General features: G+C 47.5%; 22 protein-coding genes. 10 read left to right on the top strand and 12 right to left on the bottom strand.

Annotation, left to right across the window (positions count from 1 at the left end; all coding sequences use genetic code 11):
- Positions 1 to 5: 5 nt before the first annotated feature.
- Positions 6 to 3,359, bottom strand: a complete 3,354-nt coding sequence (locus T494_RS13450) for an EAL domain-containing protein (protein WP_051540239.1) — start codon at positions 3,357 to 3,359, stop codon at positions 6 to 8.
- A 363-nt stretch (positions 3,360 to 3,722) separates the two neighbouring features.
- Here T494_RS13450 and T494_RS13445 point away from each other — a divergent pair, with 363 nt between their 5' ends.
- A complete protein-coding gene (locus T494_RS13445) occupies positions 3,723 to 6,011 on the top strand; it encodes a GGDEF and EAL domain-containing protein (protein ID WP_051540237.1) in 2,289 nt (762 codons plus the stop codon).
- 155 nt (positions 6,012 to 6,166) lie between these two features.
- Here the strand turns inward: T494_RS13445 and T494_RS0108060 are convergent, their stop codons facing one another.
- Positions 6,167 to 6,322, bottom strand: a complete 156-nt coding sequence (locus T494_RS0108060; RefSeq protein WP_028505857.1) for a rubredoxin — start codon at positions 6,320 to 6,322, stop codon at positions 6,167 to 6,169.
- Between the two features lie 137 nt (positions 6,323 to 6,459).
- Between T494_RS0108060 and T494_RS0108055 the strand changes: the two genes are divergently transcribed.
- Positions 6,460 to 7,182: a DUF3592 domain-containing protein gene (locus T494_RS0108055; RefSeq protein ID WP_028505856.1), complete on the top strand. Its 723-nt coding sequence runs from the start codon at positions 6,460 to 6,462 to the stop codon at positions 7,180 to 7,182.
- A gap of 142 nt (positions 7,183 to 7,324) precedes the next feature.
- Here the strand turns inward: T494_RS0108055 and T494_RS14290 are convergent, their stop codons facing one another.
- The 5 genes from T494_RS14290 to T494_RS0108030 all read right to left on the bottom strand — a co-directional run bounded on the left by T494_RS14290 (position 7,325) and on the right by T494_RS0108030 (position 10,713).
- Positions 7,325 to 7,450 (bottom strand): hypothetical protein, encoded by a 126-nt coding sequence (locus T494_RS14290; RefSeq protein WP_278244661.1) that lies wholly within the window; start codon positions 7,448 to 7,450, stop codon positions 7,325 to 7,327.
- A complete protein-coding gene (locus tag T494_RS0108045) occupies positions 7,447 to 7,635 on the bottom strand; it encodes a FeoB-associated Cys-rich membrane protein (protein WP_028505855.1) in 189 nt (62 codons plus the stop codon). Before T494_RS0108045 ends, T494_RS14290 begins: the two co-directional genes overlap by 4 nt.
- Before the next feature lie 33 nt (positions 7,636 to 7,668).
- On the bottom strand, positions 7,669 to 10,197 hold the full coding sequence (feoB, locus tag T494_RS0108040; RefSeq protein ID WP_028505854.1) for a ferrous iron transport protein B: 2,529 nt from the start codon (positions 10,195 to 10,197) through the stop codon (positions 7,669 to 7,671).
- A 63-nt stretch (positions 10,198 to 10,260) separates the two neighbouring features.
- Positions 10,261 to 10,482: a FeoA domain-containing protein gene (locus T494_RS0108035; protein WP_028505853.1), complete on the bottom strand. Its 222-nt coding sequence runs from the start codon at positions 10,480 to 10,482 to the stop codon at positions 10,261 to 10,263.
- Between the two features lie 18 nt (positions 10,483 to 10,500).
- Entirely contained in the window at positions 10,501 to 10,713 is a 213-nt protein-coding gene (locus T494_RS0108030; RefSeq protein WP_028505852.1) for a FeoA family protein, read from the bottom strand.
- 607 nt (positions 10,714 to 11,320) lie between these two features.
- On the opposite strand from T494_RS0108030, the gene T494_RS0108025 reads away from it, so the two are divergent.
- Positions 11,321 to 12,019, top strand: coding sequence for an ABC transporter ATP-binding protein (locus tag T494_RS0108025; protein WP_028505851.1), 699 nt, complete (start codon positions 11,321 to 11,323; stop codon positions 12,017 to 12,019).
- A gap of 12 nt (positions 12,020 to 12,031) precedes the next feature.
- Positions 12,032 to 14,287, top strand: a complete 2,256-nt coding sequence (locus T494_RS0108020) for an FtsX-like permease family protein (protein WP_028505850.1) — start codon at positions 12,032 to 12,034, stop codon at positions 14,285 to 14,287.
- A gap of 57 nt (positions 14,288 to 14,344) precedes the next feature.
- Here T494_RS0108020 and T494_RS0108015 read toward each other — a convergent pair whose 3' ends face one another.
- On the bottom strand, positions 14,345 to 14,686 hold the full coding sequence (locus T494_RS0108015) for a phenylpyruvate tautomerase MIF-related protein (RefSeq protein ID WP_028505849.1): 342 nt from the start codon (positions 14,684 to 14,686) through the stop codon (positions 14,345 to 14,347).
- A 20-nt stretch (positions 14,687 to 14,706) separates the two neighbouring features.
- Positions 14,707 to 15,168 carry a thioredoxin-dependent thiol peroxidase gene (bcp, locus tag T494_RS0108010; RefSeq protein ID WP_028505848.1) on the bottom strand — a complete coding sequence of 154 codons (462 nt, stop codon included), beginning with the start codon at positions 15,166 to 15,168 and terminating at the stop codon, positions 14,707 to 14,709.
- Positions 15,169 to 15,318: 150 nt separating this feature from the next.
- Here bcp and T494_RS12690 point away from each other — a divergent pair, with 150 nt between their 5' ends.
- Both T494_RS12690 and T494_RS0108000 read left to right on the top strand, forming a co-directional pair.
- On the top strand, positions 15,319 to 15,588 hold the full coding sequence (locus T494_RS12690) for a DUF4236 domain-containing protein (protein ID WP_037344336.1): 270 nt from the start codon (positions 15,319 to 15,321) through the stop codon (positions 15,586 to 15,588).
- Positions 15,589 to 15,605: 17 nt separating this feature from the next.
- Entirely contained in the window at positions 15,606 to 16,112 is a 507-nt protein-coding gene (locus tag T494_RS0108000) for a hypothetical protein (RefSeq protein ID WP_028505847.1), read from the top strand.
- 41 nt (positions 16,113 to 16,153) lie between these two features.
- On the opposite strand, the gene T494_RS0107995 is transcribed toward T494_RS0108000, so the two are convergent.
- Positions 16,154 to 16,672, bottom strand: coding sequence for a hypothetical protein (locus T494_RS0107995; RefSeq protein ID WP_155984066.1), 519 nt, complete (start codon positions 16,670 to 16,672; stop codon positions 16,154 to 16,156).
- 94 nt (positions 16,673 to 16,766) lie between these two features.
- On the opposite strand from T494_RS0107995, the gene T494_RS14340 reads away from it, so the two are divergent.
- Complete coding sequence (locus T494_RS14340; RefSeq protein ID WP_081777265.1) at positions 16,767 to 17,954, top strand: HAD-IIIA family hydrolase; 1,188 nt, start codon at positions 16,767 to 16,769, stop codon at positions 17,952 to 17,954.
- Between the two features lie 45 nt (positions 17,955 to 17,999).
- Here T494_RS14340 and T494_RS0107985 read toward each other — a convergent pair whose 3' ends face one another.
- Both T494_RS0107985 and rny read right to left on the bottom strand, forming a co-directional pair.
- The gene (locus T494_RS0107985) at positions 18,000 to 19,517 is read right to left on the bottom strand and encodes an O-antigen ligase family protein (RefSeq protein WP_028505844.1); all 1,518 of its coding nucleotides are present in this window, start codon (positions 19,515 to 19,517) and stop codon (positions 18,000 to 18,002) included.
- 73 nt (positions 19,518 to 19,590) lie between these two features.
- Positions 19,591 to 21,156, bottom strand: coding sequence for a ribonuclease Y (rny, locus tag T494_RS0107980; RefSeq protein WP_028505843.1), 1,566 nt, complete (start codon positions 21,154 to 21,156; stop codon positions 19,591 to 19,593).
- 776 nt (positions 21,157 to 21,932) lie between these two features.
- On the opposite strand from rny, the gene T494_RS0107975 reads away from it, so the two are divergent.
- From T494_RS0107975 to putP, 3 genes are read left to right on the top strand one after another with little or no spacing between them, the layout of a single operon-like run.
- Complete coding sequence (locus T494_RS0107975) at positions 21,933 to 22,361, top strand: hypothetical protein (RefSeq protein WP_155984065.1); 429 nt, start codon at positions 21,933 to 21,935, stop codon at positions 22,359 to 22,361.
- A gap of 40 nt (positions 22,362 to 22,401) precedes the next feature.
- On the top strand, positions 22,402 to 24,348 hold the full coding sequence (gene thrS / locus T494_RS0107970) for a threonine--tRNA ligase (protein ID WP_028505841.1): 1,947 nt from the start codon (positions 22,402 to 22,404) through the stop codon (positions 24,346 to 24,348).
- 17 nt (positions 24,349 to 24,365) lie between these two features.
- Complete coding sequence (putP, locus tag T494_RS12685) at positions 24,366 to 25,925, top strand: sodium/proline symporter PutP (protein ID WP_051540234.1); 1,560 nt, start codon at positions 24,366 to 24,368, stop codon at positions 25,923 to 25,925.
- Positions 25,926 to 25,986 lie beyond the last annotated feature (61 nt).

Genomic DNA, 25,986 nt, shown 5'->3' with positions numbered 1-25,986 from the left:
TTTTTTTATTGTTTGTAATCGAAAACAAGCTCTCGCTGTATCTCCTTGTCGTTGACCACGATCTTTCGCCTGCCGTTTACTATACGCACGTTCTCATCCTTTGCGTAGGTGTCCCTTCCGCAGGAATTATGCACCACCGCTCTGGTGTCGGTGCCAAGCAGTTCAACATCAGTCTGCTCGCTGTAACCGCCAAAGACAAGGGATTTTTCTCCTGCCATCTCTATCCTGAGCGATGCGTCCTTTGCCTTAACCATAGAGCCTGCGTTAAGCGCACCCAGCGCAGTGGTCCTGTCCGCACTCATATTTATATCAAGCATCGAGTCGGATAAATGCACCTGTGCCTGTTCGCCGGTCACCGTGCCCACAGCAACAACGTCCGTTCCTGTTCCTGAAATGGATACAGAGGATTTTGCAATGTTTACCCTGCACTTTCCTGACTGAGAACCGATGCCTGCACCGTGTACCGTGGCAAGCTCAATGGAAATATTGCAGGTGGTTATGTCAAGCTCGCTCTCGCCTGATGTAGTACCGATAGCGACCCCGTTTTCTCCCGTTGCTTTCAGCTCATACTGTCCACGGTTTATCTTTATGATTCCGCCAAGACCCGAGCCTATGCAGGTGCCGCATACTCCCCGGCAGCTTATATCCACAATACCGTCCTGTTCAAATACTATCTCTCCGTGCTGCTGGTCGGTGTGACCGCCGATGCCGGAATAGTCTGCACTGTTGACGGATATTTTAAGGTTTCCGCCGCCCTCAATAGTAAGCCTTGAATCCTTGGGAACGAGGATGCCGCCGTTGTTGAGAATGTTGTCGCCCTCGATGGAAAGGGTAACATCGCACCCGGAGGAAAGCTCGATGCAGGGGCGATTTTTCACGTTGGAAAAATATGCGCTTTCAAGGTCGATCCTGCCGATATACCCAGGTTCAACTATAACGTGGATATTGGTTTTTGCACCAGGTGTTCCGAATATGGAGAAGTCCTTGTATACCATGGTTCCTCTGCCCACAACAATATCCGTACATCCGTCCTTTGACAGGGAGACAAGTGATATTCTGTTTGTCTTTCCGGCAACATATATCTGCTTGGTGCTGCCGTCCAGACGCTCCTGATAGAAGGACTTTATCTCCCCCCTTACCTTCTCGTCTATCTGAGGGATAAGGTTTGCCGACGGCTTTGCGGTATAGTAGCCCTGGATAAGGTCTGCACCCAGGTGTATCACCGTGCGCAGCTCCTCCACTGTTTCAACGCCCTCTGCCAGTGCCATTATATTATTGTCATGGCAAAAACCGATTATCTCTCTGACAAAGTGCTGTTTTTGCGGCTTTGTATCTATTTCGCTGAGAAGTGCACGGTCTATCTTTACATAGTTGGGCATATACCTCAGCAGATTGTTTACATTGGAATAGCCTGTGCCGTAATCGTCTACCGCTATCTCCAGATGCAGTCTTGTGAAAAAGTCCTTTTGTTTTTTAAGCTGCTCATCGTCCAGCTCGGCTTCTTCCGTAAGCTCCACCACCACAACATCCGAATTCTTCCCCAGATACTCCTCAATGCGCTGGTACTCGACACTGTTCACCGGAACGCCCGGTATGCTGTTGATAAACACCTTGGCTTTTCCGATAATGTCCCTGCTCTTGCTTATTATTTCCAGCACGTTAAGGAATGTGGCAGTTTCAATGTCGCTGAGTCTGCTTTGCATATTGGCATATTTTATCATGTCAAGAGGGGATATGCGCTTTAATGTGTTTGAACGCATAAGTGCCTCGTAGGAATAAATGCTTGCATCGGAAACCTTGACGATAGGCTGGAAGTAGTAGGTAAGAAGATTGTCGTCAAGTATCTTTCCGACTAGGTCGTAGTCCTTCTTTTCCTCCTCGCTGAGGCTCTCATAAGCCGCACCGCCTGCAAACTTGCTGCTGCGCATTTTATCCAGCTTGTCTTGCAGATTGTTGCTTATCATCCTGCATCGCAGAGCTTCAAAGCCCCTGGATACAGTTGCTATCCAGCGGCGGTAAACATCGTCATAGCTCCGTGCCTTGCCACCGTAATTCACCGCAGCGTAGCCGTAGCACTCGTTTGCAAAAAACAGCGGAGTGAAAAAGCAAGCCTGCGGGTGGTCGCTTTTCTCAAACAGTCCCGGCAGCAGTTCTCTGGTGTCAAACACCGTATCCAGTCCGACAATACCGTCCTTGCGGTCGCTGTTATATCTTACGGCACATATCATTCTGTCGGGATAGCCTGTGTTTTTCACATGGATCCCCGCATCTGCGCCCATATGCTCCCACAGGGGGCACAGGCACAGATAAAAGCTCTGTGCATCACTTATCTGGTATGCATAGGAGTATATGACGCTTAAAAACTCCTGCAGGTCTGTCTGCGCCATAAGGTTTTCCGCAATGGAATTAAAAACAGAGTCGTAGCCCTCCTCGGATATTTCGGTACCCCACTTTTCTCTGTTGGCACTGTACTGGGGTATTGTCATTTCCGTGCAGCCGCAGGTCTGACCGATAACGAGTTTTGGTTTGTGTTCAAAAGGCGGAGTCTGCTTTCCGCTAAGACTGTTATGTATATAATCCGCAGCATAATGCCCCAGCTCCACCGCAGGAACAAGTGATGAGGTTATCGGCTTGGGGCTTGTCTGTCCCTCGTATGTAGAGTCATAGCTCACCACAGCCACGTCCTCGGGGACTCTTACCCCACGCTTTTCAAATGCCTTGCAAAGACCGATCGCCATGGCATCGTTTGCGCAAACTACTGCCTGTGGCAGCTCTCTGCCCTTGCCCATAAGCTGGTCTGCGCATACCTCACCGCTGCTGTACCAGAAGTCTCCGTAGATAGTCCTGTCCTCTCTTGGCTCAAGCCCGTGTGCCTCCATGGACGCACGGTATGCATTGGCTCTGGTTATGGAGTGCTTGTGCCAGCGTTTACCGGCAAGAAAAGCAATATCTTTATAGCCGTGTACCTCGATAAGATGATCCACCAGCTCCACCATGGCATTGTAGCCGTCAGTGAATACATACGGGAAATACGGGCTGTCTTGTTCCACAACAAGCACGGGCTTATCACCAAACTGCTCATGCAGCCTTTCTTCCAGCCCCTTTGCTGCCCCTGCCGTCTGTATGCTGTCTTCAAGGATCACCGCACCGTCATAGTCCTCAGGACGCATAAGCGCAAAGATATTAGACTCACCCAGCTCACGCTCGGCTGTGTCCTGGTACTTTCGGTACATGGAGAAAACACACGCATCAAGGTCATATTCAAATGCTCTTTCCAGGAATCCGCTTATGATATTGCTCTGATATCCCTCGTCGGCTTGTCCCACGAAAAGTGCTATCCGCTTTCTTTTTTCTGCCATAATCTTAACCTCAAATGTATAAAATGATCGAAAAAACGACTACAGTTTCTCACTGTAATTTTAGCACAAAAAAACATCCGATGTCAACGTTATTTTTGACGGTTTTTACTACTGTTTTTATAGCATTTTACCCACAGATCCATTTGCCTTCACGCTGCCGGCGGGGAGATTTTTTGCAGTTATTGATTTTTATTACATTTATCCTCTCCTCAGATTGTGCAAGATACCCAGAAAACGTTTTCGCATAGATTAAAATTTATGCACTTTTACGGCTAATTTGCAAAAATACATTTAATTATTAATAATTTGATGTTAAACTCAAAGAGAAGAGTTGTGACTATTGTTAAGAAAGGGAGGTGAAGTATGATGCGTACAGCTTTTGCAATGGTCTATGCTGCTATGATAATTCTGCTGACAGTTTTTGTTGTCATTGCTCATCGTACAAACAAAAGAAATATCGTATCCAACGCCGTTGCATGGCTTGATGCGGCGCTTATACCTCCGATCCTTGGAAATCTTCTTGTACTGCTTTCTTCCAGCCCCACACTTTCAGCTGTGGGTTTTTACTTCTACTTCCTTGGCATGGACGTGGTCATGCTGGCACTGACGAATTTTACCGTGAAGTACTGCGATGGCGGCGGCAAAGGGCAGAAAGTTCCAAAAGCCGCTTATGTTGCCCTTGGGGCTGATGTATTGCAGATGATGCTCAATCCCATATTTCACCACGCTTTCACCCTTGAAGAAATACTCGTGGAAGGTCGCCCCTACTACCGCTTTATTGCCCACTGGGGACAGACCGTACACCGTGTGGTAGATTACAGCATACTGGTGGCTATAATGGCGATATTCCTTATGATGTCGATCAAAATGCCCAAGGTATACCGTGAGAAATATGCTATAATCCTGCTATCCATGGTGGTTGAGTGTGTATGGCAAAGCTTTTACATTTTCTCCCGTACCCCTATCGACCGCTCAATGATAGGGTTCGGAGTTTTCGGGATATTGATTTTCTACTTCGCCATTTTTTACCGACCAATGCGGCTTCTTGACAATATGCTTGCCAATATGGCATCTGATATGCCGGAAGCCCTGTTGTTCTTTGACCCCAATCAAAGGTGCATCTGGGCAAACGACCCGGGCAAGAATCTTCTGAATATCCAGGAAGGGTCCTTTGACCATGTGCCGCAAAAGCTCAGGGAAATGTTCGGTGACCTTGAGCTTGACAGAGAAAACTGGGTAAGGCATAAGGTCATAGGATCGGGAGAAAACGCAAAGCATTATATCCTTGACAAGCACAGCATTTCATCAGATAAGAATGCAAACTCCGGCTCGTTCCTCAGTATTCGTGACAATACCAGCGACCAGCTTTTGATTGAACGGGAGAAATACAACGCTACCCACGATACCCTTACCGGACTTTACAACCGTGAAATGCTTTTCAGGAGCATCCAGAAAGAGCTGAAAGAGAATAAGGACACGACTTATTATATAATCTTTATCGACGTAAAGAACTTCAAGATAGTAAACGATATCTTCAGCAACTCCTTCGGCGACTTTACCTTGAAGCATATCGCAGAATGGATACGTGCAGATATGTCCTCCCGCTGCGTTTACGGAAGAATGGGTGGAGACAAGTTCGGTGTGCTTATGCCAAAATCCGAGTTTGACCCGGACCGTGTGGAACGTACCCTTTCCAATTATGTGGTCACCGACGGAAATATCGAGCACAGCCTTTTTATCCACCTGGGTGTGTACGAAGTCACCGAGGCGGACACCGATGTTTCGGTAATGTTTGACAGAGCGCACCTTGCTTTGACTACAATAAAGGACGAGTACAAAGCACATGTAGCATACTATGATGACGAACTGCGTGAAAAGGCAAAATGGAACCAGCATATTTCCACCCAGCTTCAGCATGCCATCACCAGAAATCAGATGGTCCCGTACCTTCAGCCTATCGTGGACGACTCCGGAAAAGTTGTTGGCGCAGAGGCTCTTGCACGCTGGAATCACCCGGACAGAGGATTTTTGTCTCCTGCATCATTTATCCCGTATTTTGAAAAGAACGGTCTTATCGTCGAGGTCGATAAACATATGTGGCGCAGTGCCTGCGAGATACTTTCACGCTGGCAGCAGATAGACAAGGAAATGTTTATATCCGTAAACATCTCCCCCAAGGACTTCTACTTTATGGACGTCAAAGCCGAGATACACAACCTTGTTGAGGAGTTCGGGATCGAACCTAAGCGGCTTCGCATCGAGATAACCGAAACAGTTATGATGAACGACATCGACGAGCGTATAAAGATCCTCAACGAGCTTCGCAATGAGGGCTTTATCGTTGAAATGGACGACTTCGGAAGCGGTTATTCCTCCCTTAATATGCTCAAGGATATACCTGTTGACGTTCTGAAGATAGATATGAAGTTCCTGGGAAGTTCCCAGGACAGCGACAAGGCTCAGACTATACTCCGAAATATCATAAGCCTGTCCGACGACCTTGGCATCTCCTCCCTCACAGAGGGCGTTGAAACAAAGGACCAGTACCGTATGCTTTCGGATATGAATTGTAAGATGTTCCAGGGATATTATTTCGCAAAGCCAATGCCTGTGGACCAGTTTGAGACCTACGTTCACAAGCAGGCACAATAAAATAACAATACCGTCTGCGGGCATGGCTCACAGGCGGTTTTTGCGTTCAATAAGGGGCATCGCCCCGTCATTCAAGCAAGACCGAGGCGGGACACAGGTCGTGATTATAAGAAAAAGGCACAGGGAATATCCTGCGCCTTGTTGTTGTTCAATTATTAAGCCGGGCTGAAATCTTCTTTGCCCACTCCGCACAAAGGACATACAAAATCCTCGGGAACGTCCTCCCACTTTGTGCCGGCAGCGACTCCTGCATCCACAGCGCCCTCCTGTGGATCGTAGATATATCCGCATACATTGCAAACATATTTCATTTTTTCACCTCCCTGTTTTTTTTACTATTATAACCTATGATGCTCGCCTTGGCAAGTATTTTTCAAAAATATATCCTATTCTCTTGAAATCAGCGGAAAAATAAGTTATAATATAACCGATAACGGAGGAGATCACAATGGCTTATAACGATTACGATGACGCCTTGAGAAGAGCCGAGGCTCATGAGCAAGAGCTTCAAAGGCAAATGGGTATGCAGGACGGTGTGAGCAGGGCACGACCTGCCGAGCCGATGAAACAAACATATATGCAAAACGGCGGCTACCCTCCCCAGGGAGGATATACTGCGCAGAATTACGGCGGACCTTACCGTGGAGCACAACAAAATGTCTATACGCCAAAGTTTGCAGCATATAAGATAAACGGAACACCTGTGCGCAGAGATCCCTCAGCCACAAAAAAACTGTGTACCATCTTTGCAGTGGTGTTTTTCATGATAAGTCTGGTACTTGCAGGGATAATGTTTCTCGTGGTGTGGTCCATGCGTGCAAGCTATGACCGCTGCACCGAGGAGGTCAGAGCCGTAGTTGTTGACAATATCAAGGGCAGCAAAGACGATAACGGACGTTATTCCTACTACCCGGTTTTCCAATACGAGTACGACGGACAAAGCTATAAAAAGAAAAACAGCATTGGAAATCGACCTGCCAAATATCAGATAGGCGATGTGGTACAGCTGCATATAAACCCGGCAGATCCCGGGGAATTCTACGATGAAAAGCAAGACGGTATAGTTATGCTTGCTGTGGGCTTGATCAGCGGGATCTTTTTCATAGTAAGCCTGATTTTCACAATAGCTGCAATAAAGATCAAAAGATCCATGCAAAACTCAATGATGTAATATTTTATAGCCCTTGCTTCGGCAGGGGCTTTTTTATGCCAAAAAAAGAGATCACGAAGCAGAAACTTTCTGCCTCGTGATCCGGTGTAATATGAAGAGGTCGTAAAAAATGAAAACCATTTTTAGCTTGTGAAATGTGCCTTTATTTGCAAGGCTCGCTCTTTTTGTCTGCGGCATACTTTTTTAGCCTGTGTCTTGCAGCAGAAAGTCCCTGCGCAAACAGACCTGTACACAGCAGGACAGCAGCGATCGCAAGTATTGTGATCATCTGCCCTTACCACAGCCGCCGCATCCGCCGCAGCCCATGGCGCAATGAGCGCATTTGCCGCCGCAAATCGGGGACTTCCCTTTCCTCTTGTCTTTTATCATGTTTCTTATTATGGCAAAAACTATTAAAGCAAGCAGGATACATACTATTATAGTACCGATGTTCGCCTCTATCCACGACAGCATTTTACTCACTCCCTTTAAACGATTTATGATCTGTTATTTGTTTTCCACTGCAAGTGCCTTGCTTTTCATTGTCAGCTTGGTGGATTCCTTATAAGGTCTTACAAGCATATAGATCATGCCGCAGAGGATTATTGCCGCAGCGATAATACCAAATACATTTACCTTTGCCCCGGACATAAAGATATTTCCGAACTGGGTTATCATAAGTGCGATCGCATATGCAAAGCAGCACTGATATCCGATAGCGAACCAGGTCCACTTTGCATTGTTCATCTCACGCTTGATAGCGCCGATAGCCGCAAAGCAAGGTGCGCAAAGCAGGTTGAACACGAGGAACGAGAAGCCTGTTATGCCTGTGAAGGAAGCTGCAAGCGCTTGCCATGTGGTCTGGTCTGAGCCGCCGTAAAGTGTACCCATTGTTCCGACAATGTTTTCCTTTGCAACAAGTCCTGTAACGGAAGCCACAGTAGCCTGCCAGTTGCCCCAGCCAAGAGGTGCAAATATCCAGGATACTCCGTTTCCTATCTTTGCAAGGATAGATGCGTCAAGCTGGTCTTCTTCCAGCATTGAGAAGCTTCCGTCAACAAATCCGAAGCGGCTTGTGAACCATACTACGATAGTTGAAAGCAGGATGATAGTACCCGCTTTTTTGATAAACGACCAGCCACGCTCCCACATACTTCTGAGCACGTTGCCCACCGTTGGAAGGTGGTATGCAGGCAGCTCCATAACAAACGGTGCAGGATCTCCCGCAAACATTTTCGTCTTTTTCAGCATGATACCCGAAACGATTATTGCAGCCATGCCGATAAAGTATGCCGATGTTGCGACCCATGCGGATTTGTGGAAAAGAGCACCTGCTATCATTCCGATAAACGGTACCTTAGCTCCGCAGGGGATAAATGTTGTTGTCATAATAGTCATTCGGCGGTCACGCTCGTTCTCGATGGTCCTGGAAGCCATTATTCCCGGAACGCCGCAGCCTACGCCTACCAGCATAGGTATAAACGATTTGCCCGAAAGACCGAACTTTCTGAATATCCTGTCAAGTACAAATGCGATCCTGGACATATAGCCGCAAGCCTCAAGGAATGCCAGCAGCAGGAACAAAACCAGCATCTGCGGTACAAATCCGAGAACTGCGCCAACACCCGCAATGATACCGTCAAGGATAAGTCCCTTTGCCCAGTCTGCTGCGCCGAGCTTGTCGAGTCCTTTTTCTGCAAGTGAAGGCAGAGAAGGTACGAACACGCCGTAGTCCTCCATTGCAGGAGCGTCCATATGTGGCTTGTAGCTCTTATCAAGGTACTGTGTTGCTGCATCTTCGAGGGCTTCCTTGTCAGCCTCCTCGGTCGTCGTTTCAAGAGTTTCCTCATCTTCGAGGGTGTACTCTACATTAGCATCGGCAGGCGTATCTGCAATCAGCTTATCAAGAGCTTCTTTTGCAGCGGCCTCGTCAAACTCCTCAGACTCGGTATCCAGAGTTCCGGAAAGCGCTTCGGCATCGCCGTACTTCTCTGCAAATGCAAGTATGATGTCGTTCGAGTCGCCGTACTTTTCTTCGGCATCTTCAAAATCGCTTGAACCGATGCCTACGAGATGCCAGCCGTCGCCGAACACGCCGTCATTCACCCAGTCGGTCATAGGCGTTCCCACTGCTACCATGGAGATATAGTAAACAAGGAACATTATAACTGCAAATATCGGAAGTCCGAGCCAGCGGTTTGTGACCACCTTGTCTATCTTGTCCGAAGTTGTCGCCTGACCGCTGTTTTTCTTCTTGTAGCAAGCCTTGATGACGCTTGATATGTAGATGTATCTTTCGTTGGTGATTATCGACTCGGCATCGTCATCCATTTCTTTCTCAACAGCTGCGATGTCTGACTCGATGTGTGCTCTTGTTGCGTCGTCGATACCAAGCTGTTCAAGAACTTTATCATCACGCTCGAAGAGCTTGATAGCGTACCATCTCTGCTGTTCCTCAGGCATTGAGTGAACGCAGGCTTCCTCGATATGGGCAAGTGCGTGCTCTACGCTGCCTGTAAAGGTGTTCACAGGGATTGTCTTTTCCCCGGATTCTGCTGCCTTTATAGCTTCCTGCGCAGCCTCTTTTATTCCAGTTCCTTTAAGTGCGGATATCTCCACCACCTTGCAGCCCAGCTGCCTTGCAAGCTCCTGTGTGTTGATCTTGTCGCCGTTTTTCTTCACAACGTCCATCATGTTCACAGCAACTACCACAGGTATACCCAGCTCTGCCAGCTGTGTGGTGAGATACAGGTTTCTTTCAAGGTTCGTGCCGTCGATTATGTTGAGGATGGCATCGGGTCTTTCACCCACAAGATAGTTTCTTGCAACTACCTCCTCAAGTGTATATGGCGACAAAGAGTAAATACCCGGCAGGTCCGTTACGGTCACCCCGTCATGACCCTTGAGCTTTCCCTCTTTCTTTTCCACCGTTACGCCCGGCCAGTTTCCTACAAACTGGTTTGAACCTGTCAGCGCATTGAACAGTGTGGTCTTGCCGCAGTTAGGGTTGCCGGCAAGTGCAATTCTTACACCCATTGCAATACTTCCTTTCCATTCAGCGGTTAGTTTTCTCTAACCCAATGTGAAAAATAATGCTCCTCACATTATTTCGATCATCTCAGCATCAGCCTTCCTCAGGGAAAGCTCGTAACCTCTTACCGTTACCTCCATGGGGTCCCCCAAAGGCGCCACCTTCCTGATATAAACATCAACATTCTTTGTGATGCCCATATCCATTATGCGCCTTTTTACTGCGCCCTCACCATGCAGCTTTACGACCTTTACGGTGCTGCCGATGCCGGCATCTTTAAGTGTCTTCATATTTTCCCTCCTGTATTGTTATATCATTATCTTGTTAGCCATCTGCTTGTCAATAGCTACTCTTGAATCCTTGACATTAACTATCATATTTCCGCCAAGGGTGTTTACCACAGTCACGGTACCGCCTACCACAAAGCCAAGGTCTGAAAGGTGCTTTTTCACCTCAGGTGTACCGCCTATCTTTTTAATGATATTCTCCTCTCCTGCTTTTGCAAAAGTCAAAGGCATCATATTTCCTCCCTCTTTATATGTAATTCACTTCCCATTATCCGGGCCATGACAATAAAAGTTAGTAACATCTAACCATATTGATTTTATCGCTTTTTGCCCTTTTTGTCAAGCCGAAATCACCGCCCAAAAGCAAAATCGTGAATTTCTACAAAGTGTTAGTGTTATCTAACAAAATGATTAGGCAAAACTAACTAACTTGCCTCAAAAGCAGAAAAAGTCTTGACATTTTTTCTGATATATGTTATGCTTTGACTGTAAAATAAAAAACTGTGAGGGAGTAGTAGCATTGCATTTATGCAGTGTGACAAGCCAACAATCCCGGCGTTACGCCTGGCTTGCCTTAAATCACGAGACTCATGTATCAAGCCTTTGATAAGCTGTACATGGAGTCATTTTTTATGCCCTTTACCGGTTACTGCTTATCGGACTGATACAGCAGCAGCCGGTTTTTTGTTTCTCATTTGCAAAAAACAGGTCTAACAGTATCGGTATTTTTGTAAAAAAAGCAGATTACAAAAAAAGGGTATTGACAAAACAAAAATTGTATGATATATTTCCCATTGAACATATGAGTACTTGTTCATACAATAGAAAGAGGGGAAGAAATATGTTTATTGAGATCAAAGGGATCAAAAAATCTTTCGGAAGCGGTGAGAGCCGTGCAGACGTGCTCAAGGGCATCGACATAGGCATAGATAAGGGTGAGTTCTGCGTGCTGCTCGGACCTTCCGGATCGGGAAAGTCCACCCTTCTGAACATTATCGGAGGTATCGACTCCGCAGACGAGGGTTACATTTCCATAAACGGTGAAAAGACCGCAGATATGAATGAAAAGGCTCTTACAATGTACCGCAGAAAGCATCTGGGCTACATATTCCAGATGTACAATCTTATACCCAATCTGAATATAAAGGAAAATGTGGAAGTAGGCGCATATCTTAGCGACAATCCTCTGGATGTTGACGACATACTGAAAACACTGGGATTGTACGAGCACCGCCATAAGCTTCCCAACCAGCTCTCCGGAGGTCAGCAGCAGCGAACCGCCATCGGAAGGGCTATTGTCAAGAACCCTGATATTCTCCTTTGTGACGAACCAACAGGTGCCCTTGACTACAACACCTCAAAGGAAATACTCCAGCTTATTGAAACAGTGAACCAAAAATACAACAGCACCATTATCATGGTTACTCACAACGATGCCATTAAGAACATGGCTGACAAGGTCATTAAGCTCCGTGACGGCGTGATAAGAAAGCAGTATGTCAACCAGACTAAGGTCGCCGCAGCCGACCTTGACTGGTAAGGAGGGAGAGATATGAGAAATCCTCTTTCAAGACGTATCTGGCGTGAGATAAAAGGAGAAACGGGCAAGTACGTTGTTATTTTCGTATTTATGCTGGCTCTTATCGGTGTTGCTTCGGGCTTCTTTGTGGCTGATGTAAGCCTTAAAGAGGCATATGACAACAGCTTTGAAAAGTACAACATCGAGGACGGCAACTTCAAGGTTGCACAGGTGCCCGATGGCGAGGTAATAAAGGCTATAGAGGAAGAAAACAAGCTCAAGCTCTATAACAATTTCTACTCGATGCAGGAAAGTGTGGGAGGCAGCCGTATACGTTTCTTTGTTGACAGAAAAGAGGTCAACAAGGTTTGCGTGCTTGAAGGCGAGCTGCCAAAGAACAGCGGCGAGGTCGCTCTTGACAGGCTTTACATGAAGAGCAACGAATTAGAGCTTGACGGCGATGTTGAGATAGGCGGCAAGGAATACAAGATAGTCGGTATTGTGGCACTTCCGGACTACTCGGGTATGTATGAGAACAACACAGACTTTATGTTTGACACGGAAAAGTTCGGTGTGGGTATTGCGGTACAGGAGGACTATGATAAGTTCTGCGAAACAAACATCCACTACTCGTACTCGTGGAAATATGACAGCGCTCCTGCTGACAGACTCGGCAAGGAGGCTATTGACAGGGCAACAGATATTTCAAAGGCTCTTTCACAGAAGGTTCAGCTGCTTGACTATATCCCCGGCTGCATAAACAACGCTATCAATTTTGCAGGAAACGATGTAGGTCACGACAAGATAATGATGATGGTAATGCTTTATATGCTTATTGTTATCATCGCTTTCGTGTTCGCTGTTACTACGGGAAACACTATCGTAAAGGAAGCAAATGTTATTGGTACGCTGCGCGCATCGGGCTACACAAAGGGCGAGCTGATAAGACACTACATGGCGGCTCCGATAATCGTTCTGCTGGTTGCGTGCGTAGTCGGAAACATTCTTGGCTACACGGTATTCAAGGAGTTTATGGCTGATGCATACCTGGGTTCGTACAGCTTTGTTTCGTACACAACGGTATGGAATCCGGAAGCTTTCATTTACACTACGATTATTCCGCTGATACTGCTTTCGCTCATCAACTTTATTATGCTCGCGCGCAAGCTCAGCCTTTCACCGCTGAAATTCCTGCGCCGTGATCTTAAAAGGCATCAGCGCAAAAAGGCTTTCAAGCTTAAAACAAGCATAGGTATTATGAAGCGTTTCCGCCTAAGAGTCATCTTCCAGAACATTCCCGGATACATCACGATATTTGCGGGTATTTTCTTCTCAAGCGTAATACTGCTGTTCTGTCTGCTGTTCAACCCTTTGCTTGACCAACTCAGAGAGGACACGCTCAACAATATGATCGCTCAGCACCAGTATGTGCTTAAAGCACCTGTTCCGACGCAGAACGAAAAGGCTGAAAAGTACGCTGTAACAGATCTTGAAACTACGGGCAGGGATTTTACTGAGGAAATAGCGGTTTACGGATTTGTTCCGTCAAGCAGGTACTTCCACGAAAAGCTCGGTGACGGCAAGGCGGTGATTTCAAACGCTTACGCTGACAAGTACGGTCTTGAAGAGGGCGACAAGATAACGCTCAAGGACAAGTACACCGAAAAGAAATACGAATTCAAGGTAGACGGAGTTTACACTTACCCGGGCACGCTGGCTATATTCACGGGACTTGACGATTTCAACGAGATTTTTGAAAAGAGCGAGGATAACTTCTCGGGCTACCTTTGTGATGAGGAGCTTGACGACATAGATCAGAGGGCTATTGCTGCGCACATCACAAAAGACGATCTGACAAAGACGACTCGTCAGCTGAAACGTTCCATGGGAAACATGATGTCAGTCTTCCTCGTTGTCGGAGTTGCAGTCATTGTTCTGGTAGTTTTCATGCTGGCAAAGGTCATCATCGAAAAGAACAGCCAGTCGATCTCTATGACGAAGATCCTCGGCTACAACAAGCGCGAGATAGGCGGCATTTACATTCACACAACAACGATAGTTACTCTGGTGTCGATAGTTGCCTGCTTACCGATAACGTCATTTGCGCTTGACAAGATATGGCGTGTCATGATGATGGAATATTCCGGCTGGATAGCTCCTGATATCCCCCTGTCGGCATACATCACAACAGTTATCCTGGCAGCTGCCTCCTATCTTGTTACGACCTTCTTCCTTAAAATGAGGATAAACAAGATACCCCTTGACGAGGCTCTTAAAAACGTGGAATAAAGGACAACAAAAAAATCCCCGCCGCAAAGGCAGGGATTTTTTGTTTGTCCGGGTATATCAGAAGTTCGAGCCGTTCCAGCCCCAGTTGGGTGTTTCAAAGTATTTCACATACACCCTGTCCGCAGGCACCCCTGCGCTTGACGTAACAATATCCGTTATCTGTCCGGTAAGGTTGTCGTATGCGCTTGGTGATGCGCTTCCGAAAACACTGACCTCAACCATAGCCGCCGGTGCGTCGCTGCCCTTGAACCAAAGGTCATAGTCAGCCTCGATCCCCACCATGAGCCAGCCCTCGGATTTGCCGGGTATAGCAGTTATTGCCCTGCCCAGTGCGCTTTTGATGTCCTGCTTTTTGTCCGCCGAAAGGGAAGCGTTTGTTTTTACATTGATAAATGGCATAATAATTCCTCCTGTATATCTTATTCGCCCTTGAGATAAGCAAGTATCTCAGCGGCGTTGGTGTCCGGTTTTACCTTGGGCATCACCTTTTCGATGCTGCCGTTTTCATCGATAATAAATGTGGAGCGCACCACACCCATACTTACTTTGCCGTAGTTTTTCTTCTCCTGCCATACGCCGTAAGCTTCTATCGCCTGCCTGTCAGGGTCCGAAAGGAGAATAAACGGCAAGGAGTATTTTTCTGCAAATTTGACGTGTGACGAAACGCTGTCCTTGCTCACTCCGATAACCTGAACATTGAGCTTTTTAAAGTCGCTGTATGCCGCTGCAAAGGCGCACGCCTGCCTTGAACAACCGGGCGTATTGTCACGGGGATAAAAATACAGCACCACCTTTTTGCCCTTAAAGTCCCCCAGTGAGACCTGTTTTCCGTCTTTGTCCGCCAGAGTAAAATCAGGCGCTTTGTTTCCAACTTCAAGCATTTTATCATTTCCCTCCCGATATTATTTTTATCAGTATAACACATTTTTCTCCGAAGCGCAACGTTTTTTTGTGTGTTGACGAAAAGCACGGAATGTGTTATACTGAAAAGCGGAGAAATAACATGAAATTGATCGAAAGGGGTATGAAATATGGGATTCAGATTCAGAAAGAGCATCAGCCTTGGCGGCGGAACAAAACTGAACATAGGCACTAAGAGTGCCAGCGTTTCGTTCGGCACAAAGGGCGTGCGCAAGACCATAAGCACATCCGGCAGGGAGACGACAACATTCAGTATCCCCGGCACGGGAGTATCGTATGTAGATTCCAAGAAGTCATCTTTACTGGGCGGACTTTTCGGAGGATCAAGCAAGAAAACGGCTGCAAAAAAGACAACTTCCAGAAAGACGACAAAGAAATAACGTGGGGTATTTTCAGCATGAAGGCTTTAAAGCGCACGCACCTTATTATCCTGTTTTTGTGTCTTGCTCCGCTGCTTATCGGGCTGGTGTGGTTTATCATCAGGTACGAAAGCCTGCCCGACCCTATGGGTATTCACTTTGGTTTTAACGAGAAAACCCACGAAAGCATTTTTGACGTTGTGGATAACAAGATATTCGGAATATATCCGTTCGTTGCAGGTTTCGGGCTTATCGGGCTTTTGAGCCTGTGCGGCTTTTTTGTAAGGCGTGTTAAACCGAACAAAAAGGTCACCGAAAAGGGCAACACCGTAATGCAGCAGTTTGTGCTGTTCTTCGTTGATGCCCAGAACATCATCATCTCGATATACTTTACCGTGTGGACATACTGCATAATCAACCAAGAACCAAAACCAATGGGACAATGGGGCAAGCCGCTGGCGTTTATATGGGCACCGCTGCTGCTGTTGTTCCCGATAGCTGTGGTAGTGCTGCGGATAGTTTTCAGAAAGAAAAAAGAGCAATAAAAAATCGGGTGTACCTTGTGCCAAAAGGTATGCCCGATATTTTATAGTATCCCAAGTACAAAAAGCCAGTGCAGAGTCATTCCCACAACGCCAAGTCCCATAAGCAGCGTCCCTGCGGCAACAATGACCATGCTGTGGCGGTCAAACACAAGCCGCTTTTTTCCAAGCCTTGCTATGCGGACAAAGCACTCACTTTGGCGGTATATCCTTTTTCTCATCACCGACTCAGCCGGGAACCAGTTGCGCAGTCTTTCTCCGTCCACCTCATAAAAAGCGAACCGGGACAGCATCTTGTTCTTCCCGTCCTCACGGGTCTCCTCCCCGTCTTTGCCCCCGTCCTTATCTATCCCCAGCAGCTTTGCAGGGTGCTTTTCCGAGGCGAAAATAAGCAGAAGATCGCAAAACACGAAAAACAATGCACACAGACAGGTGAGCACAGTCATTATTATCTGAAGTATGGACAGCAGAGTGGTTATGTCCACACCCAGCATATACAGCAGCCCGAAAACTATGACCGCCCCGATAATAAGCTCCACGACCTCACCTCTTCTCACGTCCAAGTATACCACAGCCCACCGGTCAAGTCAACAGTTGACACAGCCGCCCTCAACGTGGTATCATATTGTTAACGATAAAGAAAACAGGTGAATTTAAATGACTCTGGAAAAAATCATATCCGGCGACGAGCGAACAGACCGGATAAACGAAATATACACCGACTCCTTCCCTGCCGACGAACGCTTCGGGCTGGATATTATCCTGCGCCTTGCCGCACAGGGCAGCCTTGAAGTTTATGCGGTCATGGAAAATGGCATTACCGCAGGCATGGCAGTGTGCTGCATACACCGTCAGACGGCGTACATCTGCTATCTTGCCATTGATAAGAATATGCGTGGCTGTGGACTGGGCAGCAGTGTTGTATCCCGGCTTTGCAGCCTGTATAAAGGTAAACAGGTGGTCCTTGAAATAGAGACCCTTGACCCCTGCGCCGAAAACTACCCCCAGCGCAAACGCCGTGAAGGGTTTTATCTCCGCCTGGGCTTTCACCACACAGACAGATATATCCGCTATTGCGGCGTGACCTACGAGCTGCTTTTTACAGGGACGGATAAATTTGACCCCGATGATTTTGACAAGCTTATGCAGACCCGCAGAGGGGGCAGCTTCCAGCCTGTGATGTTTGACGCAAAAGCATACACCACCTACATTTTCGACCTGGACGGCACCCTGCTTGATACCCTTGACGACCTTACCGCCAGCACCAACTTTGCCATGCGCACCGTGGGCTGCAAGGAGCACACAAAAGAAGCTGTCTGCGGCTTTGTGGGCAACGGCATCAAAAAGCTGATACAGCGTGCCCTTCCGCCGGATGCTTCCCCAAGCACCTTTGACAAAGCGTTTGAAGGCTTCAAGACCCATTATGGGGAGCATTGCTTTGATTCCACAAAGCCATACCCCGGCATTTTGGACATGATGAAAAAGCTTACCGAACAAGGCAAAAAGATAGCCGTGGTTTCCAACAAAGCGGATTTTGCAGTAAAAAAGCTTTGCCGTGACTATTTCGGCGACCTTGCCCGGGTAAGCATCGGAGAAAAGGAGGGCGTTCGTAAAAAGCCTGCCCCGGACACAGTCCTCACCGCTTTGGCACAGCTCGGCTCAACGCCCGAAGAAAGCGTTTATATCGGTGACTCAGACGTTGACATACAAACTGCCCTTAACTCGGGCATGGACTGCATAAGCGTGCTGTGGGGCTTTCGCAGCGAGGAATTTCTTACCCGATGCGGCGCAAAGGTGTTTGCACAGACTCCCGGAGAAATAAGTCTGCTGACACTTGTCCACTGACACAAAACAAAAGCGGAGCATCAAGCCCCGCTTTTTTCATGTCCGTTATTTCTTAGCCTTACCCTTTTTCTTGCCCACGCCGGCCTTTGCTCCGAAGTAGCTCCAGCCCATACCCGTAATAAGCATAAAGTAAGGTGTACTGTAATTGTTTCCGCTGTTGAAGAACGCCTGTATCATATAAGCTATGACCGCAGCCATAAGACCTGCTGCCACCCAGCTCACATTCTCCTCGTCCTTGAAATGCTTTTTAACTGCCTTGCCCAGCTTGACCACCGTAACGATAAGGAACAGTCCGTACAGTCCCAGACAGATAACTCCTCTTTGCATACCCACATCAAGATACTGGTTGTATACACGGTCAGCGGTGAGCTTCAGCTCGAACATCTCCGACCAGTTATCCGGTCCCACACCCACAACAGGGTGCTGCTGTATCACATACGCACCGTCACTCCACATATACTCATATATCCACTGGGATTTTTCCTCTCTGGGGTTTCCAACGGACAAACGGTGGTTGGTCTCTGTATACATTACCTGTTCGTCCTTGAGCTGAGCCGCTCCCGTGGTGTAAAGCACAGCCGCACAGCCTACTGCCGCTGCCGCAGCGCAAAGGGCAAGCACCACAGGGATCTTCTGCTTTTTGACCCCTGCCTTGACACAAGCTATAACAAGGGCTGCAACCACAGCTGCACCTGCACCCACAGCACCCACCAGTGTCTTTGTCAGCACCGCCGCCGCAGTACAGCTTATAGCGGTAACACCGTAAAACGCCTTTTTCTTTCCGCTTTTTACAAGTGCAAATCCTGTGAGAGTAATAGCAATTACCAGTGTCATCACCGCAGCAAGTGCAAATGGAGTTATAAGGAGTCCGCTTGCAGCGTAACCTTTTTCATAAATACCCTCGCTGGTAGCGATCTCACCTGCTCCGGGTGTTGCACCGAATCTGACAAACAGGTCCTTGAACTTGTTTGGCATAACGTCGTAAAGTGCAGGTATGCTTTGCAGTATTCCCACAACAGCATTGAGCAGACCGAGTGCCGCCAGAAAATCGGTAAATCTCTGCCGCCATTTATCTCCCGTTACTGCCATGCCTGCTGCAAAAAAGCCCCAGTATGCCAGAATTGTCAGCAAGCCCTCCGACCTGTCAAGATATCCGAAAAAGCAGGTGCTTATGTTTCCCGATGCAAACATAGACCAGGCAGAAACTGCTATAATGAATGCCGGGATAAGCAAAAGCTTGTTATCCTTTATTACTATTTCCTTTTTCATTCTTCCCACAAGGAAGAACCAGAATCCGATAAGTCCTGCGCCCACAACAAGAATGCTGGCATAATGTGCGATCAGATCATCGGCATAGTGAGTAATATTATCCTCGTCCACATAGTCAAACGTATGCTTGAGTATGGTGAAAGGAATATTTATTGCAGCCAGCACCGCTATGGCGATAATACTGTAAAGACCGCACAGCTTGAACGTCTGCTGCTGATTCATATTAAGTATAAAATCAGATTTTTCCGTGGTCCCGAAAAGGTGCTTTCGCTCCCTGGATTTTTGCTCTGCCATAAGACCAAGCCTCCAATACTAAAATATGCCTGCTAAAAAAGCGGACAATAATAAAAATTGTCCGCCTTGTTTTTTACTTTGCGTACTCCACCGCTCTGCTTTCACGTATAAGGTTGACTTTGATCTGTCCGGGATAATTCATCTCGTCCTCTATACGCTTAGCTATCTCACGGGCAACAAGTACCATTTGTTCGTCGTTGATCTTTTCAGGCTGGATCATTATTCTGACTTCTCTGCCCGCCTGAATTGCAAAGGATTTCTCTACGCCGTCATAAGAGGTGCAGATCTCCTCAAGCTTCTGAAGCCTTTTGATATAGTTTTCGTAATTTTCGCTTCTTGCCCCCGGTCTTGCTGCGGATATGGCATCGGCAGCCTGTACCAGTGCAGCCACAACGGTGCGTGTCTCAACATCTCCGTGATGCGCCTCGATAGCATGTATAACATCGGGGCTTTCCTTATATTTCTTACATACATCTACGCCTATCTGAACATGAGACCCTTCGATCTCATAACTCAATGCCTTACCTATATCGTGAAGCAGACCTGCTCTTCTTGCCAGATTTGCGTCAACACCAAGTTCAGATGCCATCATTCCCGCAAGGTGTGCCACCTCGATAGAATGATTAAGAACATTTTGCCTGTAACTGGTTCTGAAGCGGAGCCTTCCCAGAAGCTTCACCAGCTCATGGTTAAGTCCGTGAACGTTAGTCTCGAGAACGGCTCTTTCACCCTCCTGCTTGATCTTCAGCTCGACCTCACGTCTTGCCTTGTCAACCATTTCCTCGATCCTTGTGGGGTGGATCCTTCCGTCCTGAATAAGTTTTTCAAGTGCTATCCTTGCGATCTCTCTTCTCACCTGGTCAAAGCATGAGACCGTGATAGCTTCCGGAGTATCGTCAATTATCAGGTCTACACCTGTAAGAGTTTCTATGGTTCTAATGTTTCTTCCCTCACGTCCGATGATCCTTCCCTTCATGTCATCGTTGGGGAGAGGGACAACTGATACTGCGGTCTCGGATACCTGATCCGCCGCACATCTTGCGATCGCCAGGGATACATACTGTCTTGCCTTTGCATCGCATTCTTCCTTGATCTGTGCTTCATAATTGTTCACACGAACTGCCTTTTCGTGTACCAGATCCTCGTCGAGCTGGCTAAGGAGATATTCCTTTGCCTGATCCACAGTAAACTGTGAGATCTTTTCCAGCATATCAAGCTGCGACTTCTTGATCCTGTCAGCCTCAGCCATCTTTTCGTCAGCCGACCTCAGCTTGTTCTGCAGAGTTTCTTCCTTCTTTTCAAGATTATCCAGCTTTTTATCTATGGATTCTTCCTTCTGCTGGATCCTGCGTTCCTGTCTTGAAACCTCAGTCCTTCTTTCTTTGAGCTCTTTTTCGGTTTCCTGGCGTGATTTATGTATCTCGTCCTTTGCTTCCACCAAAGCTTCTTTCTTTAAAGTTTCCGCTGTTTTTTTAGCATCCTCGACAATCCTCTCCGCTTCCTTTTCCGCCGAGCCTACTGCCGCCTCTGCCGTTTTTTTACGGTAACTTATGCCTTGCTTAAAACAAATGATTCCACTGATACCTGCGCCAAGAACAAGAGCAACTACACACAACAAGATCGTTATTCCTGTGCTCATTGTATAGTTTTTCCTCCTTCTTGAAGTTGATACCTGCTGCGATCTGTGTAAAAACACTGTTTTTATCACCAAAAAGCAGGGTATCACCAATATTAAATTGTAAAGATACAAATTAGCAAAATTATTTTATAGAAAAGACAAGCCATGCTTATCCATTTTAAAAAATTATAATGCATGGTATTATTGTAATACAAAATCACTGAATTGTCAAGGCGTTTTTTGTTTGAACGCACGAAAAATCCAATTATTTTTTACTTTTTTCTTGACACTTTCACCTCAAGGTGATAAAATAGTTAAGGTAAATAGTGCAAAAAGCGTTGACCAAGGAAGCCAAAGTGCAAAAAGGGCACCAGAGAATTTCCCGTTTGGTGTGAGGGAAATGCCCCGGCACAGAGGACACCGCCTTGCGAGCGTGCGTTAATCCGCACCGCCTGACCGGCGTTATCGGGTCACGAGGGAGAAAGGGTCTTTCTCCGAACACGGGTGGAACCACGCAATTACAGCGTCCTGCGAGCATCTCGCAGGGCTTTTTTTATTTAGTTTGATGTTTATTGTCAGCACACAAGATCGTCTCCTGCATTGTCGAGGATTCTCTCTTGAAAAGGCTGTTTTCGGGCTTCGTTCTTAGCCCTTACTCATTTTTCGTAAAAAGGGACTTGTTCCCTTTTTGCGAAAAATCAATAAAAGGTTTAGGAAGGGGGTTCGGGGGACAACCCTTCTCCAAAAGGGTTTCCCCCGATAATGCAGGAGGTGAACAGGCATTGGGAGCGAACAATATGGGCAGTAACCGAACCCGGGATCTTACAAAGACTGCCAACCAGAACGAGGTATACTATTTTGACCCCAGGACCTTGCGCAACAAAAAGCGCATTGCCGGAGTATGCTTTACCGTTGCCATGCTCAGCCACTGCGTGTCCTGCTTTCTGATCTATCTGGCGGTGACACAGAAAATATCCTATTATGAGGGTGTGCTGTTTTTCATCCCCGTGTGGATAATAGGCTATTGGGGCGGCACATTTTTCTCCCGTGTCCTGGACGTAAAGCTTCCCGACGGGAGCAAAAAATGCATAATCAGCGAGTCCACAAGAAAAACGCTGAACAACGTGGTGTTCTTTCTGGGAATACTCCTTGTGGCGGTGTGGGGCTACTTCTACATCACCCACTGTCTTATGGTGGAAAAGAACACCCAGCTTACAAACCAGTAAACAATAACAATACTATACACTATTAAACGGAGGATTCATTATGATAAAACTAACACTTAAAGACGGCTCGGTCCGTGAGATCGAAAAGGCAATGCCCGCAAGCGAGATAATAAAGGGCATCGGAATGGGACTTTATAAGGCTGCCTGCTGCGTAAAACTGGACGGCGAGGTCTTTGACATGAGGACTGTGGTCGATCACGACTGCGAATTCGAGGTCATGACTTTTGACTCAAAGGCAGGCAAGGAGACTTTCTGGCATACGGCTTCCCACCTTATGGCACAGGCTGTAAAGAACCTTTACCCCGAGGCAAAGCTTGCAAGAGGTCCTGCTACCGAGACAGGCTATTACTATGACTTCGGCGTGGACAAGCCGTTTACACAGTCCGACCTTGATAAGATCGAAGCTGAGATGAAAAAGCTGGCAAAAGAGGGCTATGAGCTTGAGCGCTTTGAGCTGCCTGCCAGCGAGGCTGTAAAGCTGATGCAGGACAGAGGCGAGGACTACAAGATAGAGCTTATCCACAAGCACGACGACAAGGGCGAAAAGCTGTCCTTCTACAAACAGGGCGACTTTGTTGACCTTTGTGCAGGTCCTCACATCATGAACGTTTCGGCTATCAAGGCAACAAAGCTGCTCTCCTGCACAGGTGCCTACTGGGGCGACGCAGCGGACAACAAGCAGCTTTGCAGAGTTTACGGAGTTTCCTTCCCCAAAGCTTCAATGCTGGATGAGCATCTGAAAATGCTGGAAGAGGCAAAGCTCCGTGACCATAACAAGCTTGGAAGAGAGCTTGAATATTTCACAACAGTTGACTACATTGGTCAGGGACTGCCTATCCTGCTGCCAAAGGGATCAAGAGTTATCCAGCTGCTGCAAAGATGGGTGGAGGACGTTGAGCAGGCAAGAGGCTGCCAGCTGACAAAGACTCCTCTGTTTGCAAAGAGGGACCTTTACAAGATCTCGGGACACTGGGACCACTACCGTGACGGTATGTTCATTATGGGCGACCCGGACGACGAGGAAAAGGATTGTTTTGCTCTGCGTCCGATGACCTGCCCGTTCCAGTATCAGGTATATCTTAACAGGCAGCGTTCCTACCGTGATCTGCCTATGAGGCTCACAGAGACTTCTACCCTTTTCAGAAACGAGGACAGCGGTGAGATGCACGGTCTTATCAGAGTGCGCCAGTTCACCATCTCCGAGGGTCACTTCATCATTCGCCCTGACCAGCTGGAAGATGAGTTCAAGTTCTGTCTTGACCTGGCAAAGTATTGTCTTGAAACGGTGGGACTGCTTGAAAACTGCACATTCCGCTTCTCCCAGTGGGATCCGGCTAACCCCAAAAACAAGTACGAGGGCACCGCTGAGCAGTGGGAGTACGCACAGGCTGCCATGAAAACTATCCTTGACGACCTGGGGCTTGACTACGAAATAGGCATCGACGAGGCTGCATTCTACGGTCCTAAGCTGGATATCCAGTACAAGAACGTTTACGGCAAGGAAGACACGCTGGTAACTATCCAGATAGACATGCTGCTTGCCGAGAAATTCGGTATGTACTACGTGGACAAGGACGGTCAGAAGAAGCTGCCTTATATTATCCACCGCACGTCGCTTGGCTGCTACGAGAGAACCCTTGCTTACATGATAGAGCACTTCAACGGCGTTATGCCTCTGTGGCTTGCTCCCGAGCAGGTAAGACTGCTGCCAATAGGCGAGGCTCATGTTGAGTATGCCCGGAAGCTGGCTGAAAAAATGACCGCAAGAGGCATGAGGGTCACAGTAGATGCCGACGACATCAACATCGGCACCAAGATAAAGAAATCACGCCTTGACAGAATACCTTATATGTTCATCATCGGGGACAAGGAAGTGGAAAGCAACACATTGTCTGTGCGTTCAAGAAAAACAGGCGAGGAATCCGGCGTAGCTGCCGATGATATGCTGGCAAGGCTGTACGAGGAGATCGACACAAAGGCAAAATAAAGGAAGGTTTGAAGAAAATGTCATCAACGGTCTGGATAATCATAGCATTTGTGTGCTATCTTATGGGAATGCTGCTGATCGGCGCATCCTATATGAGAAAAACAAAGAACTCGGAAGACTTTTTCCTGGGCGGAAGAGGGCTTTCCGGCTGGGTGGCTGCCCTTTCGGCACAGGCTTCGGATATGTCCGGCTGGCTGCTTATGGGACTCCCCGGTGCAGTCTATGCCCTGGGAACGGGACAGATCTGGATAGCCGTGGGCTTGTTCATAGGAACGGCACTTAACTGGATATTCGTAGCCAAGAGACTGCGCCGCTACACCATAAGGGCCAACAACTCCCTTACCCTGCCCAAATACCTTGAAAACAGGTTCCACGACAAGCACCGCATACTTCTTCTTATTTCATCGGTAGCTATTCTCATATTCTTCCTGGTATATACCGCATCGGGTCTTGCCGCAGGCGGAAAGCTGTTTAATTCCATATTCGGCATAAACTATAAGCTCTGCCTTACCATAGGTGCTCTGGTCATCCTGTCCTATACCTTTATGGGCGGCTTTATGGCGGTGTGCGTCACCGACTTTATCCAAGGTCTGCTTATGCTGATCGGTGTTATAACCGTGCCGATAATAGCGTTTATGCTTGTGGGCGCAGGCAACGTTATGGACAATATAACCTCCTCGGGAGTCGATTCAAAGGCTTTCTTTGACGTTTTCTCCGACGCAGGCGGAAAAAGCTATTCCTTTGTGGACATAATCTCTCAGCTGGGCTGGGCACTGGGCTACTTCGGAATGCCTCATATTATCGTAAGATTTATGGCTATCAAGAATGAAAAGGAAATCAAAAAATCCAGAGTCATCGGTATATGCTGGTGTGCACTTTCTCTGGCATTTGCCTGCATTATCGGTATTGTGGGCAGAGCTTATCTGGCGGACGTTCTTGAAGGCGCAGACACCGAAAAGGTGTTTATCGAAATGATACGCAAGGTGTTCAACGAGGACATAGGCATTGCCTTTATCGGCGGAATTTTCCTTTGCGGTATCCTGGCTGCCATAATGTCCACCGCCGATTCGCAGCTTCTTGTTACCGCTTCCTCCGTATCCGAGGACATTTACCACTCCGTTATAAACAAAAAAGCCTCGCCAAAGGGTGTCCTGCTCGTTAGCCGTATCACAGTGCTTGTGGTGGCTGTTGTAGCCTACTTGATCGCCCTTGACCCTGACAGCAGCGTTATGGGACTTGTTTCCGACGCCTGGGCAGGACTTGGAGCATCCTTCGGTCCCATCGTGCTTATGTCCCTTTACTGGAAGCGCACCAATCTTGCAGGTGCCGTGGCAGGTATATCCTCCGGCGCATTGACCGTTATAGTCTGGGACTACATCAAATTCGGTGGCAAGACCCTTGCCGAGTCCACAGGGCTTTATTCCCTGGTCATCGGATTTGCAATAAGCCTGTTTTGCATCATTGTGGCAAGCCTTTGCACCAAGGCACCCACCCAGGAGATGCTGCGGGAGTTTGCAGACGTTAAAAACGGCGTAAATTGCGGCTGCGACCAACAGCCCGCGGAGACACAATCCTGATAAAGCTTTGAAAATACGCACCTTTCCGATAATGTGGGAGGGTGCGCTTTTGTTTTATGCA

It is taken from the genome of Ruminococcus sp. FC2018 (assembly GCF_000621805.1).
GTDB lineage: Bacteria > Bacillota > Clostridia > Oscillospirales > Ruminococcaceae > Hominimerdicola.
The sequence above is the reverse complement of the archived record's forward strand: the minus strand, read 5'-3'. Positions and strand labels throughout refer to the sequence as shown.